15 protein-coding genes are annotated in these 16,901 nt (G+C 73.7%); 2 read left to right on the top strand and 13 right to left on the bottom strand.

The genetic code is table 11. The features are described 5' to 3' along the window. Nucleotides 1–92: 92 nt before the first annotated feature. Nucleotides 93–335 (bottom strand): hypothetical protein, encoded by a 243-nt coding sequence (locus ACIP67_RS42200; protein WP_401699773.1) that lies wholly within the window; start codon nucleotides 333–335, stop codon nucleotides 93–95. A gap of 289 nt (nucleotides 336–624) precedes the next feature. Between ACIP67_RS42200 and ACIP67_RS42195 the strand changes: the two genes are divergently transcribed. Further along, nucleotides 625–1,152, top strand: coding sequence for a hypothetical protein (locus ACIP67_RS42195; protein ID WP_401699771.1), 528 nt, complete (start codon nucleotides 625–627; stop codon nucleotides 1,150–1,152). On the opposite strand, the gene ACIP67_RS42190 is transcribed toward ACIP67_RS42195, so the two are convergent. From ACIP67_RS42190 to ACIP67_RS42180, 3 genes are all read right to left on the bottom strand, one after another. Next, on the bottom strand, nucleotides 1,100–1,894 hold the full coding sequence (locus ACIP67_RS42190) for an IS5 family transposase (protein ID WP_401699769.1): 795 nt from the start codon (nucleotides 1,892–1,894) through the stop codon (nucleotides 1,100–1,102). The genes ACIP67_RS42195 and ACIP67_RS42190 overlap by 53 nt on opposite strands. Nucleotides 1,895–2,164: 270 nt before the next feature. Then, complete coding sequence (locus tag ACIP67_RS42185; protein ID WP_401699767.1) at nucleotides 2,165–2,788, bottom strand: TetR/AcrR family transcriptional regulator; 624 nt, start codon at nucleotides 2,786–2,788, stop codon at nucleotides 2,165–2,167. A gap of 93 nt (nucleotides 2,789–2,881) precedes the next feature. Further along, nucleotides 2,882–6,871 (bottom strand): type I polyketide synthase, encoded by a 3,990-nt coding sequence (locus ACIP67_RS42180; RefSeq protein WP_401699765.1) that lies wholly within the window; start codon nucleotides 6,869–6,871, stop codon nucleotides 2,882–2,884. 207 nt (nucleotides 6,872–7,078) lie between these two features. On the opposite strand from ACIP67_RS42180, the gene ACIP67_RS42175 reads away from it, so the two are divergent. Continuing rightward, nucleotides 7,079–8,140: a hypothetical protein gene (locus ACIP67_RS42175; RefSeq protein ID WP_401699763.1), complete on the top strand. Its 1,062-nt coding sequence runs from the start codon at nucleotides 7,079–7,081 to the stop codon at nucleotides 8,138–8,140. 42 nt (nucleotides 8,141–8,182) lie between these two features. On the opposite strand, the gene ACIP67_RS42170 is transcribed toward ACIP67_RS42175, so the two are convergent. The 9 genes from ACIP67_RS42170 to ACIP67_RS42130 form a co-directional block, all read right to left on the bottom strand. Continuing rightward, nucleotides 8,183–9,781, bottom strand: coding sequence for an FAD-dependent monooxygenase (locus ACIP67_RS42170; protein WP_401699761.1), 1,599 nt, complete (start codon nucleotides 9,779–9,781; stop codon nucleotides 8,183–8,185). Between the two features lie 47 nt (nucleotides 9,782–9,828). Beyond that, nucleotides 9,829–10,875 (bottom strand): NAD(P)-dependent alcohol dehydrogenase, encoded by a 1,047-nt coding sequence (locus ACIP67_RS42165; RefSeq protein ID WP_401699758.1) that lies wholly within the window; start codon nucleotides 10,873–10,875, stop codon nucleotides 9,829–9,831. A gap of 334 nt (nucleotides 10,876–11,209) precedes the next feature. Beyond that, a complete protein-coding gene (locus tag ACIP67_RS42160) occupies nucleotides 11,210–12,616 on the bottom strand; it encodes an MFS transporter (protein ID WP_401699755.1) in 1,407 nt (468 codons plus the stop codon). Between the two features lie 72 nt (nucleotides 12,617–12,688). Then, the gene (locus tag ACIP67_RS42155) at nucleotides 12,689–13,171 is read right to left on the bottom strand and encodes a hypothetical protein (protein WP_401699753.1); all 483 of its coding nucleotides are present in this window, start codon (nucleotides 13,169–13,171) and stop codon (nucleotides 12,689–12,691) included. A gap of 36 nt (nucleotides 13,172–13,207) precedes the next feature. After that, on the bottom strand, nucleotides 13,208–14,260 hold the full coding sequence (locus ACIP67_RS42150; protein WP_401699751.1) for a phenazine antibiotic biosynthesis protein: 1,053 nt from the start codon (nucleotides 14,258–14,260) through the stop codon (nucleotides 13,208–13,210). A gap of 83 nt (nucleotides 14,261–14,343) precedes the next feature. After that, entirely contained in the window at nucleotides 14,344–15,114 is a 771-nt protein-coding gene (locus tag ACIP67_RS42145; protein ID WP_401699779.1) for an SDR family NAD(P)-dependent oxidoreductase, read from the bottom strand. Between the two features lie 69 nt (nucleotides 15,115–15,183). After that, complete coding sequence (locus tag ACIP67_RS42140) at nucleotides 15,184–16,194, bottom strand: acyl-CoA synthetase (protein WP_401699749.1); 1,011 nt, start codon at nucleotides 16,192–16,194, stop codon at nucleotides 15,184–15,186. Further along, nucleotides 16,191–16,466 carry an acyl carrier protein gene (locus tag ACIP67_RS42135; RefSeq protein ID WP_389516388.1) on the bottom strand — a complete coding sequence of 92 codons (276 nt, stop codon included), beginning with the start codon at nucleotides 16,464–16,466 and terminating at the stop codon, nucleotides 16,191–16,193. Before ACIP67_RS42135 ends, ACIP67_RS42140 begins: the two co-directional genes overlap by 4 nt. A gap of 1 nt (nucleotide 16,467) precedes the next feature. After that, nucleotides 16,468–16,899 (bottom strand): hypothetical protein, encoded by a 432-nt coding sequence (locus tag ACIP67_RS42130; RefSeq protein ID WP_401699746.1) that lies wholly within the window; start codon nucleotides 16,897–16,899, stop codon nucleotides 16,468–16,470. Nucleotides 16,900–16,901 lie beyond the last annotated feature (2 nt).

Raw genomic sequence — 16,901 nt, 5'->3', positions numbered from 1 at the left:
CCGCGAACTGCAGACACTCCTCGCCCTCTGGACCGGCGCTTGCCCCACCTGTCACCGCGACATACCCACGGTGATACGAACCTGACCAAGCCCTAGTAGGAGTGGATGACCTTTGCTTCAAAGAGCAGGGCCTGTACCGCATGCAGATGGTCAACGGCGTGCGCAAAGCACTGGTAGGCGGCGCTGGACACCCTGAGGGTGGGGACCTTGGCATCGTCTCCGCTGAGGCTGCTGCCCGGTTCCACTGCAAGGCTGGGCTCGCTGGTCGCTTTCTGCCAGTCGTTGATCTGGCGCAGGGCATCAGCGACATGAGGTGATATGCGATCTTTGAACATGGCTCATGGTCCCGTAGAGATGAGACCTTGGCTGCCGATTTATGCGGCCGCAGGCTGCAGCATCCCGTACAGACAGAGGCGCAGCAGGCAGCGCCACCGAGGCCGGGCCCGGCGAGCTCAGGCGGCGTTCCAGGCGTGCTGCGTCTGCACCAGGGGCCCGGGGTGTGTACTCAGAAGCCGTATCTCAACCGAACGTGACCGCTTGATTTCCGCTGGTCAGGCATGCTCTGGCTCGGAATGAGGGAGGCATGTGGCGTCTTGTTTCGGCTCTGTGGTCGAGGGGTGCGCGATGGCGTCGGTGCTGGGAATGCTGGAGGAGCGGGAGACAGCGGCCCGGGTGCAGGTGGAGGGTCTGCGGGAGGAAGTCGCGCGGCTGGCTGGGGTGTTGGAGGCCGCGGAGATCGAGCTGGACCGGCGGGTGATCGCGCGGGAGGAGCTGGTCGAGGCCCTGGCAGCCTCGGCTGCCGAGTCCACCGCCGTGACCGGGACGGCGGCGGAAACCGTGTCCTCGCCCGCGCCGGTGCCGGGCTCGATCGTGCCGCCTTGGCGCGAAGATCTGCCGGTGACGGTGCTGGCGCCGGACTACCAGCGGATTCTGGGCGTGCTGGACGAGCTCCAGCCCGCGGGCCAAGGGCCGCTGAAGGCCCGGGAGATCACGGTTCGGCTGGGCTTGGAGACAACGTCGGCGAAGGTCGAGGGGGTGCGCTCGAAAGCCCGGCGTCTGGCGGAGCGCGGGTGGCTGGTGCTGGAGACGTCGGGGGCCTTCAGCGCCGGGCGTCGGCCCGTGGTTGCGCCAGGCGCCGGCTCATCCGTGTGACCATCGACCACTGGATCACCGCCTCGCTGGAAACGGGCAGCGTCCCGTAATCACGGGCCAGGCGACGGGAGTTCATCAGCCACGCGAACGTGCGCTCTGCCACCCAGCGTCTGGGCAGCACCACGAACCCGGTCATGTCGTCGGTGCGTTTGACGATCTGAAGGGCCAGGGCGAGTGTGTCCTGGCACCAGTCGACGAGGGAGCCGGTGTAGCCGCCGTCGGCCCAGACGAGGGTGATGTCTCGGTGCAGACGCCGCAGCCGCTGGAGCAGGCCCGTCGCGGCGTCGCGGTCGCCGATGTTCGCGGCGGTGACCGCGACGACCAGGAGCAGGCCGAGCGTGTCGGTCACGATGTGCCGTTTGCGGCCCGGCACCTTCTTCCCGCCGTCGTAGCCGCGTGAGACGGCCGGGACCGTCGCGGCGGCCCGCACCGACTGCGCGTCGACGATGCCTGCGGTGGGCTCGGCCTCACGGCCCTCCCGCTCACGCACCGTCCCGCGCAGCCGGTCGTGGAACTCGGTGATCAGCCCGTGCTCGCGCCAGCGGCGGAAGAAGGCGTAGACCCGGGCCCAGGCCGGGAAGTCCGCGGGCATCGCCCGCCACGAGATCCCACCCGCGACCAGGTAGCGGACAGCGTCCAGCATCTGGCGGTGGCAATAGCCTTCCGGCTGCCCGCCCCGGCCCTGAAGCCAGGCCGGCACCGGCAGCAACGGCCGCACGGCCGCCCACTCCGCGTCCGTCATGTCGGAGGGATACCGGCGCACCCGGTCCGGATGATCGGCCGCGTTGCCGTACACGTGCGCGAGACAATCGCACGACACAGCGGGCGAGTTGAAGTGACGGGCCTCGGGCGCGTACAACAACGACAACAGGGCCTCCGGGAACCGCTCGGATTGGGGTCGCACCCCCGAGCTACCAGGAGGCCCTGCCTTCATGCGCGTACCGGCGGAAGATCACCCGACCAGGAACTCCGTTCGACTCACACGTTCCAAGATCGGTTGAGATACGGCTTCTTAGCGGGGGCCGGCCATGCCATCCAGGAGCAGGCCGAGTATCTGTCGGAGTTCCTCGGCCAGTGAGTCCGTGGCGTCCGACGGCTGTTTGGCCCAGCGGTAGAGGGCGCCGAGGTAGACGTCCCGCAGGACGTTGCCGGCGAGGACCGGTGAGAGGCCCGGGGACAGTTCCCCCTGGCGTACGCCGCTGTCGACGATGCCGGCGAAGACCTCGGCGACGTAGGGGTCCTCCAGGATCGGCCGGCCCGCCCGCACCCACGCGGTCAGCATGGCGGTGGTGAGCCGTGGTTCCTCCTGGTTGATGCGGACCAGGACCGCCATGCACCGGTGCAGCCGCGCGATCGAGCCGGGCATGAACACGCCCTCCTCGTCCAGTCCCGTCACGAGTGCGGTGCGCCTGCGCTCCCCCCACTCGGTGATGATGTCTTCCTTGCGCTGGAAGTAGTTGAAGAAGGTGCCGCGCGCGACGTCCGCCCGTTCCGCGATCTCCTCGATGGAGGTGTGGTCGTACCCCTTCTCGACGATGAGTTCGATCGCGGCCGAGTAGAGGCGCTCCCGGACGCGTCGCTTGTTCCGCTCCCGACGGCTGACCTGCGGCGGCGGCTCTGTCGCGCGCGAGTCCATTTCCGTTTACTCCCGTTCCTGCCGAACTCACCGGCCGCGCAGCACGGCGGCCCGCGTCGTACTCCCGACACGTTTTTGTACTTGGGTGCAACTTTACTCCCGCACCGGCACGGGGCAACGCCCGGTGTGATGGTCATCCGCGCCGAGTGCGGCGCGCAGGCCGGCGAGGCTCTCGGTGCCGAGCAGCCGTCCGGCGGTCAGCTCCGTGCCGTGGGTAGTGCGCAGGTGGTGGCGGAGCCGGGCGGCGGTGAGGGAGTCCAGGCCGAGTTCGCGTAAGGAAAGCCGTTGGTCGAGGTCGGCCGCGGGCATGCCCAGCAGCTCGGCCGCGTACGCGACGAGGGTGTCGGCCGCGCCGCCCTCAGGGGCGCCGGGGGCCGTGGCCGGGGCGCCGCGCCGGGCCGGGACGTGAGGGAGGGGGCGGACCGGGCGCGGCGGGGGCGCGGTCCGGGCGCGGCCGACCGCCCGTGCCGCGTCCCCGGCCAGGCGCCGCAGGGCGGTGAGGTACGACAGCGGCGTCCGCGCGGACCGCGCCGGGCCGAGCCGCCGCAGCCGGATGCCGGTGAAGCGGGCCAGGACCCGGTGGTCCGTCGAGAGCAGCAGGACGTCGGCCTTGACACGGGCCCCGCCCCTGCCCCTCCGGTCCGGCCGCACCCTGCTCACGCTCCAGAACTCGGCCTCCAGCGGCGCGTGGAACCGCACCGACGTGAAGGAGACGGGGACATGGGCGGTGTCGTCCGTGCCGGACGCGGCCCGGGGCCGGGCCGCCAGCAGCGTCTGGAGGCCCACCTCCCAGCCCGCCCGGGGCAGGGGGCTCGGCAGCCGGACGCGGGCCACGGCCTCGCCCTCGCGCCGCCACAGGTGCTCCACGCCCCGGAACGGCTCCGGGATGTCGTAGCCGTGGCGCTGCGCGAGTGCGTACACCTCGTGGGCGGCGAGGTGGTTCCAGCAGCGCGCGAGCGCGGCGTCGAGCAGCTCGGCGCCCTCGGGGCCGGGCTCCTCGGCCGCCGTCCGGACGGCTCGCCCGGCGACGCACAGCAGGGGCTCCGGGGCGCCGGGCACGGACGCCCGCACCGTCACGGCACGGTCGTCGCGGGGGCCTTCCAGGGTCACGTGCAGGGTCGTGCCGGCGGCCGCGTCGACGGGCAGCGGGGTGCCGCCCAGCCGGACGTCCCGGAGTTCGAAGGGACCGTCGCCGTCCGCCTCCCGTACCGTCTCGCGCAGCGCCTCCAGGTGGACGACCGGTGGCACGTCCGCGACCCCGTGCACGGCGATGCCGCCGCCCCAGTCGGCGGTGCCGCCCCACGCGGCCAGGTCGAACCGCCGCTCCCGGGGGGCCTGCGGCAGGCGGTCGGCGGATGCGCGCCGGTACGGGACGGTGTCCCAGGGGTAGGTGGGCAGGGACGGCACGTGCCGGGTGACGGTGCCGTACCAGCGGTGCCAGTCCACCCGCCCGCCGTGGGCGAAGATTCGCCCGGCGGCCCGGACCAGTTCGTCGGGTTCGTCGCAGCCGCGGTGCAGCGAGGCCACCGCCGCGCCGCCGGCATTGCAGGCGCCCAGGGTCTCCTCCATGGCGGCGAGCAGCACGGGGTGGGGGCCGACCTCGACGAAGACGCTCTCCGCCTCCTCGGCGACCCGCCGCACGGTACCGGCGAACCGCACCGGGCGGCGCACGTTCTCGGCCCAGTAGGCGGGGGTCAGCGCGGCGCCCTCGACCCTCCGGCCGTACACGGTGGAGACCAGGTCCGTGCCGCCGGACGCCGGGGCGAGCCCGTCCAGCGCCCGCAGCAGCTTCTCCCGTACGGGATCCATGTAGGGCGAGTGGGAGGCCACGTTGACCCGGACCGGGCGGCACAGGACCCCGTCCCGCTCCAGTTCACCGCGCAGGGCGGTCAGGGCGGCGGGATCGCCCGCGAGGACGGTGCCGCTGGGGGCGTTCTCGACGGCCACGGACACCGTGCCGCCGTACGTCCCGGCGCGGCGGCGGGCCCGGTCGGCGGGGAGTTCGACGGCGAGCATCGCGCCGCGCCCGGCGGTCCGCTGCATCAGCGTGCTGCGGCGGCAGATCACCGCGGCCGCGTCGTCCAGGGAGAGGGCGCCCGCCGTCCGGGCGGCCGCCACCTCCCCCATGCTGTGCCCCATGCACAGCTCCGGCCGCACGCCCCGCTCCCGCCAGGCGGCGGCCAGCGCCACCTGCACGGCCCACAGGACGGGCTGTACGACGTCCACGTCGGTGGGCAGGTCGGCGGGGCCGGACAGCAGCCGGTCCAGGACCGACCAGCCGAGTTCGGCGCGGACGGCCCGGTCGCAGGCGTCCAGCGCCGCCTTGAAAGCGGGTGAGGAGCGGTAGAGGGCGCGGCCCATGCCGGCCCACTGCGCGCCCTGCCCGGAGAAGACGAACACCACGCGCCGCCCGCCCGGCGGCACCGCGTCGCCGGTGCCGCCGTCGGCGGTCGCCTCCCCGGCGGCGAGCGCGCGCAACGCGCGGACCAGGGCGTCGTGGTCCGTGCCCACGGCCCACAGCCGGTGGGGGTGGGCGTCGCGTCGCGTGGCCGCGGCGGCGCAGACGTCCCGCAGGGGGAGGCGACGGCCGGCTCCGCCCTCGTCGAGGTAGTCGGCGTACCGAGTGGCCAGGCGGCGCAGGGAACCGGGGGTGCGGGCGCTCAGCACCAGCAGGTGCGGGCCGGTCTCGGCCGTCTCGGGCCCGGGGTCGGCGGGGGCGGGGTCGGGCAGGTGCGCGCCGACGACCACGTGGGCGTTGGTGCCGGACAGGCCGAAGGAGCTGACGCCGAGCAGGGCGCGGTCACCGGCCGGGTCCAGGGGCCGGGCGCGGGTGACCACGCGGACCGGGAAGCCGTCCCGGGTGAGCAGCGGGTGCGGTTCGCCGAGGTGCAGGGAGGCCGGGACGACGCCGTGCCGGAGGATCAGCACCGCCTTGAGCAGACCGGCGATCCCGGCGGCGGCCTCGGTGTGCCCGATGTTGGTCTTCACCGACCCGGTCGGCAGCGGCCGGTCCTCGGGCCGTCCGGCCCCGGCCGCCTCGGCGAGCGCCTCCAGCTCCACGGCGTCCCCGACGGCGGTGCCGGTGCCGTGCGCCTCCACGTAGTCCAGGTCGCGGGGTGCAACGCCCGCGGCGGCGCACGCCGCGCGCACCATGTCCGCCTGGCCCGCGACCGACGGGCGCAGCGGCACTCCGCCGCCCGCGCCGTCGTTGGTGACCGCGCTGCCGAGCAGCACCGCGTGCACGGGGTCGCCGTCGCGCACCGCGTCGTCCAGCCGCTTGAGCACCACCGCGCCCACGCCCTCGCTGCGCACGAAGCCGTCGGCGCGGGCGTCGCCGAACCGGCAGCGGCCCCCGGGCGAGAGCATGCCGCCCTGCGAGTAGCCGATGGCGTCGTGCGCGGACAGGATGATGTTGACGCCCCCGGCGACGCACAGGTCGCTCTCGCCGGTGAGCAGGCTCTGCCGGGCGGCGTGCACGGCGACCAGCGACGAGGAGCAGGCGGTGTCCAGGACGACGCTCGGTCCGCGCAGGTCGAGCGCGTAGGAGATCCGGCCGGCGGTGACGGCGCGCAGGCGGCTGCCGGTCATGTCGCGCACGTCGGGCTCGTCCGGACGGGGGTCGGTGTCGGCGTACTCGGCGGTCGCCTGCCCCACGAAGACGCCGGTCCTGCTGCCGGCGAGCCGCGCCGGGGGGATGCCGGCCGCTTCCAGGGCCTCCCAGACGACGTGCAGCAGGAGCCGCTGTTGCGGGTCCATGGCGCGGGCGGCGGCGGGCGGCACGCCGAAGAACTCCCGGTCGAACCCGAACGCGTCAGTGAGGAACCCGCCGTGCCGGGAGACGGTGCGGCCGGGGGTCATGGGGGCGGCGGCGTGGCAGGCGTCGGCGTCGAACCGGTCGCGCGGAACCGGCGTCACCATGTCTGCGCCGGACGCCAGGACGTCCCACAGCTCGTCGGTGCTCTCGATCCCGGGGAACCGGCATGCCATGCCGACGATGGCGAGGGGTGTCGTGCTGGACAGCTTCGGGCGCATGGAGGACTCCAGGTCGATGGCTGGACAGACGAGGACGGCCGATCGATTCATCGATGTGTCGATCTGTTGATCAATCGGCTCAGCGATCTATCGAGGGCGATCCAAAAATACACCCGGGGCCAACTTTCCCTCTCGACGACCGATCCAGCAGCTAGACGACCGCCCGCCCATGCAGCCGGAAAAACTGTACTTGCGTTCATAAGTAGCCTCGTGTTTATTCTTGTTCTGCCGTTGCAGCAGTAGATCAGGGGGAAGACGATGGACATCGCCCAGATCGTTCCGCTGATGGGAGACGAGGAGCTGGCCGCCTACCAGCTCCTCGTGACGACCGGCGGGGCCCGGCTGGAGAGACTGGCAAGCAGTCTGGGCTGGAGCGCGGGCCGCACGGAGCGCGTGCTGTCCCGGCTGAGCCGGAACAGACTGGCGCGGCCCCGGCCGGAGGGCCCCGGCGACTGGACCGCCGTCCACCCCGAGATGGTCAAGCTCCAGTACGCCGAGCCTCTCACCGGCGTCATCGAGGCGTGGCAGGCCCAGCTCGAAGGGTTGCGCGCGCAGCTCGACACGCTGTCCGGCATGTGCTTGCCGGACCCGGCGGGCGGATCGCCCGCCCCCGTGGTCACGATCGAGGGCGCCGCCGAGCTGCGCGACGCGCTGGCGGTCACCGCGCGGCACTGCACCGAGGAGGTCCTCGCCGTGCAGCCCCTGGGGCGGGAGACGCCCGCCCCGGCCCGGGACCTGGTGTGCGGCACGGGCGAGCCCGTGCCACCCGGAGCCGACGTACGGGTCCTGCTCCCCCACCTGTCGCGCCACGACGCGGACGTACGGCACCGCGCCGCGCGGATCATCGCGTCGGGCGGCGAGGTCCGCACCACGGCCGCGTCACTGCCGCCGCTGACGGTGTTCGACCGTACGACCGCCTTCCTCTTCGAGGCCGGGGCCGAGGACGGGGCGGACGGTGCCGCGGGCACGGGCACGGGCCGGGCGTACCTGGTCCGGCACGGCGCCCTGGTCGGCTTCATCGTGCACATGGTGGTGAGCGCCTGGGCGACCGGCACCGTCTTCGACCGGTCGGGCGGCGGCAACCGCATCCCGGCCATCCTCACCCAGGAGACGAAGACCGCGATCGTCCAGTTACTGGCCGCCGGTTACAAGGACGAGGTGGTGGCCAGGCGGCTGGGCATCGGGGTGCGGACCTGCCGGAAGTACATCGCCGAGCTGTTCGGCGACCTCGGCGCGCAGAGCCGGTTCCAGGCCGGCTGGATGGTCCGCGACCGCATGCTGGACGCCGTACAGGCCGGCGCGGCGCACGGGGACGGCTGACCGGCCCGGGCAGACCCGAGCTTGCCTGGGCCGGTCCCGTTCTCAGCGGGCGAGTACGGCGGTGAGCGCCGCCGTCAGCTCCCCCTCCGGGTCGGCCGCCGACGTCCTGCCGCGCCAGGCGATGACGCCGTCGGGCCGGACCAGCACCGCGCCCGTGGGCCCGACGCCGTACCGGGCGCCCCAGACGCCGTCGCGGTCGGTGAGCCGGTCGCCGATGCGGTGGGCCACGAGGCCGACCCCGAGGCGCTCGGCGGCGCGTTCCGCGGCGGCGGCCCAGTCGGCGGCCTCCGCCCCGGCCAGCAGCACGAACGCGCGGCCGAACAGGTCGAGCGTGGACAGCGTCCGGGAGCCCGCCGTGAGCACGACGTGCGGCGCCCGTCCGCCGGGCCGCCCGGTCGGGTGCCACGGGTCCTCCTGGAGGTTGCCGTCGTCACCGGGCTCGGTGCGGACGGCCGCCGAGTGGTACCGGAAGCCGAGGAACTCCCTGGGCGTGGGGACAGGGGCGTCGGGGTCGGCCGGGTTGTAGCTGGCCGGCACCCGGCCCTCGGAGACCTTCGCCAGCGCCAGTTCGCGCTCCAGGGTGATCCGGATGACCGGTCGGCGCTCGGCCTCGTAGGTGTCCAGAAGACCGGGCCCGGCCTGCCCGTCGAGCACCAGGGCCAGCCGCCAGGACAGGTCGTAGGCGTCCTGGATGGCGAGGTTGCCGCCCTGGCCGCCGTTGGGCGGGCAGGCGTGCGCGGAGTCACCGGCCAGGAAGACGCGGCCCACGCGGAAGCGGTCGGCCGTCTTGTGGTTGATGGGGAAGAACCGGGCGTTGACGAAGGTGACGTCGACCGAGGGGTCGCCGATGGCGCGGCGGACCCGCTCCAGGCACCGTTCCTCGGTGAAGTCCGCCGGGCTCTCGCCGCGTTCGGGGAAGTAGTCGACCCACAGGGTGTGGCGCTCGGAGCCGTCCAGGATGAAACTGGAACCGCTGCCGGGCATGCCGATGACCTCGACCGCGCCCTTCTCGACGTACCGCGTCAGGTCGGCCTCGAACGTGATGATGTACATGTGCCCGATGACCCCGCTGCCCCCCACGGGGACGCCGAGCATGTCCCGTACGGGGCTGGTGTTGCCGTCGGCCGCCACCACGTAGTCCGCCTCGACGGTGTAGCGGCGGCCGGAGCGCACCTCGCGGAGCGTCACGGTGACCTTGTCACCGTCCTGGGTGAGGGAGACGGCCTCGGTGCCGTGGCGCAGTTCCGCGCCCGCGTCCTCCGCGCAGGCCCGGAGCATCCCCTCCACCTGGGCCTGCGATATCCAGGCCAGCGGCGGCACCGGGGAGAGCGGCAGCGGGTCGGGCTGGCCCTCCGCCGGGTCGAGGAAGCGCCGGTCGGGGTCGGCCAGGCTGACGCCGTGGCTCATGCGGGGCCAGCGCACTTCCCCCAGGGCCTGCTCCAAACGCTGCTTGACCCCGGGGAGGGTGTGCAGGAGTTCCTGGGAGCGGGTGTTGAGGCCCCACGCCTTGGGCAGCGTGGCGGCGCCCGGGCGCCGCTCGACCAACAGGGGGCGCACGCCGCGCGCGGCCAGGCTCAGGGCCGTGGTGAGCCCGGTGTACGCCCCGCCGACGACGAGGACGGGAACTCGCTGGACTGACACGCGATCTACCTCCGGTGCGATGGGGTGCGGAATCGGGGGGTACGCCGTCACGGGGCGGTGAGGGTGGCGATGTCGATGACGTAGCGGTAGCGGGCCTCGGCGAGCGTCTGCCACGCCTGCGGGACCCGGGAGGCGGGGATGGTCTCGATCTCGGCGCCGATGCCGTGCGCGGCGCAGAAGTCGAGCGTCTGCCGTGTCTCGCGGACGCTGCCGATGGACGATCCGGTGATCACCCGGCGGGCGTCGAGCAGCGAGAAGGTGTTGTACGAGGCGACGGGGTCGCTCGGGGCGCCGACATTGACCAGGGTGCCGCCCAGGCCGAGCAGTCCCAGGCAGAGGTCCATGTCGAGGGGGGCCGGAATGGTGTTGAGGAGCAGGTCGAAGTGGCCGCCGAGCGCGGCAAGCTGCCGGTGGTCGCGCAGGTCGACGAAGCGGGTGGCGCCGAGGCGGCGGGCGTCGTCCGCCTTCTCCGGCGAGCGGCCCAGCAAGGTGACCTCGGCGCCCAGGACGGCGGCGATCCGCACGCCGAGGTGTCCGAGGCCGCCCATGCCGAGGACGCCGACGCGGGTGCCCGGGCCGGTCTGCCAGCGGCGCAGCGGTGAGTGGACGGTGACGCCGGCGCAGAGCAGCGGGGCGGCGCGGTCGAGGGCGAGCTGGTCCGGGATGCGCAGGACGAAGTGTTCCGGGACGACGATGGATTGGCTGTAGCCGCCCTGGGCCACCGTGCCGTCGCGGTCGCGGGCCGAGCAGGTCTTGACGAAGCCCTCGGCGCAGTACTGCTCCTCGCCCGCCGCGCAGGGGCCGCACGTGCCGCAGGAGCCGACCATGCAGCCGACGCCGACCCGGTCGCCGGGTGCCAGCGAGGTGACGGCGGCGCCGGCCTCCGCGACCACGCCGGTGATCTCGTGGCCGGGGACGAGGGGGAAGATGGTCCCGCCCCAGTCGTCGTGGCCGAAGTGCAGGTCGGTGTGGCAGATGCCGCAGTACCGGATGTCGATGCGGACGTCGTCGTCGCGCGGGACGCGCCGCTCGATGGCGGTCACGGTGAACGGGGCGCCCTTGGCGGGCAGGGTGAGAGCGAGACTGCTGGGCATGACGGATTCCCTTGGACTGGAAGGCAGTTACGTCGGGAAGCGCTCCGGGGCCGCGATGCCGTCCGGGGCACGATGCGCAGCCTGCCCGGGCGGGGCGGCAGGCGCCATGGCGGCCCGGTGCAGCATGTTGTGCTGCACGTTGCTGCACCGGGCGACTGCCGTCGCCGGGGCCCGGCAGGCAGGGGGGCATGGCTGAGGGGGTCCGGGCAGCCCCAGGCGGAAGCCCGGCCGGGCCCGCGCAGGCGGCCGGGCCCGAGCCGCACACCGCCGTCCCTCGAGGCGCCCCCCGCACCCGGACCCGGACCCGGCGGCCCCCGCTCAACCGCCCCCTACTTCACTTCTCCCGCACCCGCCGAGGCAGCAGAGCCGTAGCCAGCACGGCGTTGGCCACCAGCAGGGCGGCCGCGAGGAGGAGGCTCTCGCGCATGCCCGGTGCGAAGTCCTTCGCCAGGAGTGCGCCGAAGACGGCGATGCTCAGGGCGCCGCCCGCCTGGCGGCTGGTGTTGAGGAGGGCCGCCGCCGTGCCGGCCCGTTCCGCGGCGACGCTGTCGAGCATCAGGGACGTCAGCGCCGGCATGGCGAGGGAGCCGCCGATGCCCAGCGGGATCATCGGCAGGGCGATCAGCCACCACGGTGTTCCCGCGCCCACGGCGGCCAGCCCGCAGCACCCGGCGGTGCCGACCAGCAGCCCGGCGACGACCACCGCGCGCGGGCCGTACCGCGCGACGGCCTTCGGCGAGAGGTAGTTGAAGTTGGCGGTGATCAGCGCCATCGGCACGAACATCAGCCCGGCCGAGAACGCCGACTGCCCCCGCTGGTCCTGGAAGAACAGGCTCAGCACAAAGACCCCGCCATAGAAGGCGGCGTTGCAGGCGAAGCCCGCGACGACCGGCACGGTGACGCACCGCTCCCGGAACAGCCGCAGCGGCAGCATCGGGGCCTCGCGGCGTGCCTCGACGGCCACGAACCCGGCCCCGGCCAGCACCGCGACGCCCGCCGCGACCGACACCGTCCCGGTGAAGCCGTGGTGCCCGCCCTCGATCACCGCGAACGTCAGCGCGGCCAGCGCCACCACCGCCAGCGCCTGCCCGGGCCAGTCGAAGACCGCCGGGCGGCGCGGCGAGTGCGGCGCCCGCAGCAGCGTCAGGAAGCCCGCGAGCCCGGCCGGCACGTTGAGGAAGAACACCGCCCGCCAGCTCCACTCCGTGGTGAGCAGCCCGCCCAGCACCGGCCCCGCGGCGATGGCGACGGCGCCGCCCACCGTCCACAGGGCGATGCCGCGCGCCCGCGCCTCCGGATCGGGGAGGGCGTGCCGGATCAGCGCCAGCGAGGTGGGCACCATCACCGCCGCCGCGCTGCCCTGCACCACACGCGCGGCCGTCAGCGCCTCGAGCGAGGGCGCCACCCCGCAGGCCAGCGAGGCGGCGGTGAACACGATCAGTCCCCAGCCGAAGGCGCGGCGCGCGCCGACCGCGTCGGAGAGCGCGCCCGCGGACAGCATGAGCGCCGCGAACATCAGCGTGTAGCTGTCGGCCACCCACTGGAGCCCCGACAACGAGCCCCCCAGGTCGTCGCCGACCGCGGGCAGCGCGACGTTGACCCCGGAGACGTCGAGCGTGATCACGAAGAAGCCGAGGACGGCGGCGACCAGCGCCGCGGTGGCCGAGCCGGCCGGCTCCGTCCCCGTGGGCGTCGTACTCGTCGTGCGCCCGGTGCCCGTCCCGGACCTCGTAGTGCTCATCGGCACCGCTCCTCACCGCACCGTCTTGTCGGACGGGCTCTCGTCACAGCAGTCGTTCGCGAACGCGGGAGATCACCGGTCCAGCTCGATGTGGTAGGTCTCCTGCGGGGTCTGGATGTCGTTGCACGTCAGCTCCCCGGTGGCCCCACGGTAGGCGCCGGTCCCGCCGGTGACGGCCATCCGCACCGTATCCGCGCCCTTGGTCCACAGGGACTGCGCGGTGATCTGGCCCTGCGGCAGTTGCACCGACAGCACGCAGTTGGTGGTGATCCGCTCGCCGTCCACCCGGGTCACCTGGCAGGAGCTGCCGTCCTCGCCGACGCGCCGCCCGTTGCGGTAGAGCGTGTCCGCGTAGACGAACTCGTCGCCGATGCTGAGCCCGGGGTCGCCGACGTCCGTCTGTACGACGCCGTCGTTGCCTATGGCCAGGTCGATGACCGTCGGCGCGGACGTGGCCTGCGCCGTGGTGGCCGGGAAGGCGGACAGGGTCAGGGTCAGGGTCAGCGCGCCGGCGCCCAGGGCGGCGGCGAACAGGGCTGGTTTCTTCTTCGACATGGGGATTCCTCACACGTGTCCGGGGCCGGGGCGCCGCTAGTAGACGCCCTCGATGAGCTTGCGGCCGTCCGTCTCGGCCACCGGATGGATGTCCTTCAGGGAGTCCCCGGCGCCGCCCGGACCGGGGACGCGGGTGGCCAGGTCGCGTTCCAGGCTGTTGGGGACGAGCCCGTACCGGGTGAGGTGGTTCATGACCACGGCGCCCTCCGACCCGTAGGGGACCGGCTCACCGGTGGCGGGGTCGACCACCCGGTACAGCACGTAGGGGGCGTAGGAGTCGAAGACCACCTCCCCCGTGCCCTCGGGGTCGGGCCGCTGCACGGTGCCGCTGAGCACGGACGTGCTGCCGTACGACCCCCGGAACCGGGCCTTCGGGTACAGCTCGGTGGCGAGGTGGTCCAGCGTGTCGGGGTCCATGTGCGCCCCGGTCCAGATGATCAGGCGCACCTTCTCCTGGATCAGGGCGCGGACCGAGGGGCGTTCGGACATCCGGGTCAGCAGCGGAGGCGTGGTGATCAGGAAGGCGATGTCCTGGGAGCGCAGGACCAGTTCGGCCTGGTCGATGAGGTGGTCGACGTAGGCGGCGGCACCGGCGGTGTCGCCCTCGGACAGCAGCCGCTTCACCCAGCGCGGGTCCAGGTCGACGGCGAACCGGATGCCGTTCCTGGCCCGCGCGATCCGCCGGGAGTACTCGCCGAGCATGTGCGGGCCGCTGGGTGCCACGGCCAGCGCGTGCCCGGTGCCGTCGTCGGGGTAGTGGCGGTTCTCCCAGGCCATGTACTGCTCGAACCACCCCTCGAACATGACGAAGCGTTTGGGCGCCCCGGTGGTGCCGCCGCTCTCGTACACGGCGCACACCTCCTCCGTGGCGTCCAGGCCCCGGGGGATGAGGTCCTCGACCGGCACGTGGCGGAGTTCGTCGACCAGGTTGGGGAACCTCAGCAGGTCGTCGACGCCCCGTACGTCCTCCACCGGGTCGAAGCCGAGCCGGTTCCGGCGCTCCACCCAGTAGCGGGGGCCCGTCGCCGGATCGAAGTGCCAGCGCATCATCGCCCTGACGTGCGCGTCGGCTTGTTCCTGGGCGTTCATGGCGGATCACCGCGCTTTCTCGGTCGTGGTCGCGTGCGAGGGGGGCACGCGGTGGACGGGTGGCGGACGGTACGGCGCGGCGGTCAGACGCCGTGCAGCGAACCGCCGTTGATCTGGAGGATCTGGGAGGTGATGTAGGCGCCGGACGGCGAGCACAGGTAGTAGCCGAGTTCCGCGACGTCCACCGGATCGCCCGGGCGGCCCAGGACGGTCTGGCCGATCAGCGTCTTCTCCCGGGCGGCGGGCAGCGCGCCGCCGAACAGGTCGGTCCCGGCGACGTAGCCCGGCGCGATGGCGTTGACGCTGATCCGGCGCGGCCCGAGCCGGGTGGCGAGCAGGTGGACGTAGGAGTGCAGGGCCGCCTTCGCCGCGCCGTAGCCGCCCGTGCCGCCGGAGCCCCGGTAGGCGGCGATGGAGCTGTACAGCACGATGCCGCCGCCGTCCGTCATCGACGGGACCAGCGCCTCCACGGCGACGACGGCGGTCACGACGTTGGCGCGGTAGGCCCCCTCCCACTCGGTCAGGACGGCGGCCACGTCGCCCGCGTCCGGGTCGGCGGGCGGCGGCACGGCACCGGCGCAGCACAGCAGGGCGCCGACCGGCAGCCCGGTCGCCCCGGCCCGGTCCCACAGGGTCTTGGCCGCGTCGGCGCCGGACAGGTCGAGCGGGAGCGTCTCCACGTCGGCTCCCGGCACGCTCGCCTCGATCTCCCGCGCCGCCCGGACGAGCCGTTCCTCGTGCCGGGCGACCATGAGCACCTTGTCGCGCGTCCCGGATGCGCCGTCGTTCTCCGTGCGTTCGGCGAAGCGCTTCGCCGTGGCCTTGCCGATGCCGGCGCTCGCGCCGGTCACCACGATCAACCTGGACAGAATCGATCCCTCCCGAGGTTCGAAGACGTGACTGTGTTGCGTGGGCTCGTGGCGTCACGGCGGTGCGGCCGTGAACAGGGCCGCCCGGTCCGGTTTCCCGCCGGCGGTTCTCGGTACCGCCGCCAGTTCCACGATCCTGGACGGACGCGGGAAGTCCCGCAGGGCGTCCTGGACGTCCGCCGTGTTCACCCCGGCGGCGCGGCCGGCCCAGAAAACGACGTATCCCTCGCCGCCGAGCGGGTCGCCGGTCCAGGGCAGTGCCACGCACTCCGCCCGGGGCAGCAGCGTGGCCAACCGCTCGTCGACCCGGGAGAGGTGGACCTTGACGCCGTTCACCTTGATCAGGGAGCCGCTGCGGCCGACGAGCCGGAAGGCGCGGGGTGCGGTGAACTGCACCAGGTCGCCGGTGGCCCAGTGGACGGGCGGCCGGGACGCGCCGTCCGGGCGGGCCAGCCGGGGTCCGGCGACCACGAGTTCCGCCGACTGCCCGGCCGGTGCCGCGCCGTCCCCGGCCAGGGTGACGTCGGGGAGCAGCCGCCAGGTGGCCGCCGCCTCGCCCTCGGGGGTCACCGGCCGGTGGGCGATGCCGCCGGTCTCGGTGGAGCCCAGCAGTTCGTGGGCGCGCAGCAGCGGCGCGGCCCGACGGACCAGCCGGTGGGCGGCGGGCGGCGGGGCCGCCGCGCTGTGCAGGGCGACGACCGAGCGGGCCCGCTGCCAGGTGCTCAGGTGGCGCCGCAGCAGTTCCCAGGTCATCGGCAGGCAGACGACCAGTACGCGGGCGTCCGCCGGGACGGGCGGGGGGCGCAGCGGCTGCCGCCACGCCTGGTGGACGGGGACGCCCGCCGTGCGGGGCAGCCACTGCCCGAACAGCGCGCCGAACAGGTGGCGCGGCGGGGCGTAGTTGACCACGTGGTCGACAGGGCCGAGCAGGTGCGTGCCGATCAGCTCGACCTCGCGCGCCATCTGCTCGGGCCGCCGCCACCAGCGGCGGGCGACCCCGGTGCTGCCGGACGTCTCGAACGGCAGGTCGCCGCCGGGGCCGCCGGGTGCCTCCCGCGCGGTCATGCCGCCTGGTCCTCGACGCGTTCGCGCACGTACTCCGTGGTCCGGTCGAGCGTGCTGAACTGGTAGCGCACGTCGTCGCCCACGAAGTCCACCTCGATGCCGAACGCGGCCTCCACGGCGTTGACGTACTCCAGGGCCGCCAGGCTGTCGAAGCCCGGCAGCGCGTCCGCCAGGTCGGCGTCGCCGGGCAGGGCGCGGGCGGCCTCGCCGAACCGCTGTTCCAGAAGGGCGACCAGGCGGGCGTTGATGTCGGTGGGGTTGAGGGTCTGCATGTCACGGGCCTTTCTGTGGGCCTCGGCCGGCCGGTACGGCGTCGGCACTGGTCATCGATCCCGCGTCCAGGTAGAACATCCGGCCGGGTTCGGTGGGCTCGAAGCGGACGGTGAGGTGTGCGTCGTCCCCGTCCAGGCCGAGGGCCTGCCGCACCTCGTCGGCGAGGGCGGCCCGGTAGGCGTGGTCGCGGTCGGGGTGGACGCGGCACACGACCGACGCCCAGCGCGGGCGGGAGCGGTCGTCCGTGCCGTCCTGCCAGGTGGTCAGCGGTACGCCGCCGGTGAAGTACGCCATGGGCTCGGCGGTGCGGAAGGAGACCACCACGTGCGCGGTGGCGGAGCCCCGCGCGGTCAGCCACCGGGTCAGGCGCAGCGCCGTCCGCAGCCGCGCGGAGGGGGTCAGCGGGTCGCTGGTCACTTCGACTGTCGGCATCG

Origin of the sequence: Streptomyces sp. NPDC088812, from assembly GCF_044750285.1 — a bacterium.
Taxonomy (GTDB): Bacteria; Actinomycetota; Actinomycetes; order Streptomycetales; family Streptomycetaceae; genus Streptomyces.
The sequence above is the reverse complement of the archived record's forward strand: the minus strand, read 5'-3'. Positions and strand labels throughout refer to the sequence as shown.

Bases quoted from the DNA above. Each gene is read 5' to 3' on its own strand.
- ACIP67_RS42200 (WP_401699773.1), bottom strand. From the start codon at position 335: ATGTTCAAAGATCGCATATCACCTCATGTCGCTGATGCCCTGCGCCAG.
- ACIP67_RS42195 (WP_401699771.1), top strand. From the start codon at position 625: ATGGCGTCGGTGCTGGGAATGCTGGAGGAGCGGGAGACAGCGGCCCGG.
- ACIP67_RS42190 (WP_401699769.1), bottom strand. From the start codon at position 1,894: ATGACGGACGCGGAGTGGGCGGCCGTGCGGCCGTTGCTGCCGGTGCCG.
- ACIP67_RS42185 (WP_401699767.1), bottom strand. From the start codon at position 2,788: ATGGACTCGCGCGCGACAGAGCCGCCGCCGCAGGTCAGCCGTCGGGAG.
- ACIP67_RS42180 (WP_401699765.1), bottom strand. From the start codon at position 6,871: ATGAATCGATCGGCCGTCCTCGTCTGTCCAGCCATCGACCTGGAGTCC.
- ACIP67_RS42175 (WP_401699763.1), top strand. From the start codon at position 7,079: ATGGACATCGCCCAGATCGTTCCGCTGATGGGAGACGAGGAGCTGGCC.
- ACIP67_RS42165 (WP_401699758.1), bottom strand. From the start codon at position 10,875: ATGCCCAGCAGTCTCGCTCTCACCCTGCCCGCCAAGGGCGCCCCGTTC.
- ACIP67_RS42160 (WP_401699755.1), bottom strand. From the start codon at position 12,616: ATGAGCACTACGAGGTCCGGGACGGGCACCGGGCGCACGACGAGTACG.
- ACIP67_RS42155 (WP_401699753.1), bottom strand. From the start codon at position 13,171: ATGTCGAAGAAGAAACCAGCCCTGTTCGCCGCCGCCCTGGGCGCCGGC.
- ACIP67_RS42150 (WP_401699751.1), bottom strand. From the start codon at position 14,260: ATGAACGCCCAGGAACAAGCCGACGCGCACGTCAGGGCGATGATGCGC.
- ACIP67_RS42140 (WP_401699749.1), bottom strand. From the start codon at position 16,194: ATGACCGCGCGGGAGGCACCCGGCGGCCCCGGCGGCGACCTGCCGTTC.
- ACIP67_RS42135 (WP_389516388.1), bottom strand. From the start codon at position 16,466: ATGCAGACCCTCAACCCCACCGACATCAACGCCCGCCTGGTCGCCCTT.
- ACIP67_RS42130 (WP_401699746.1), bottom strand. From the start codon at position 16,899: ATGCCGACAGTCGAAGTGACCAGCGACCCGCTGACCCCCTCCGCGCGG.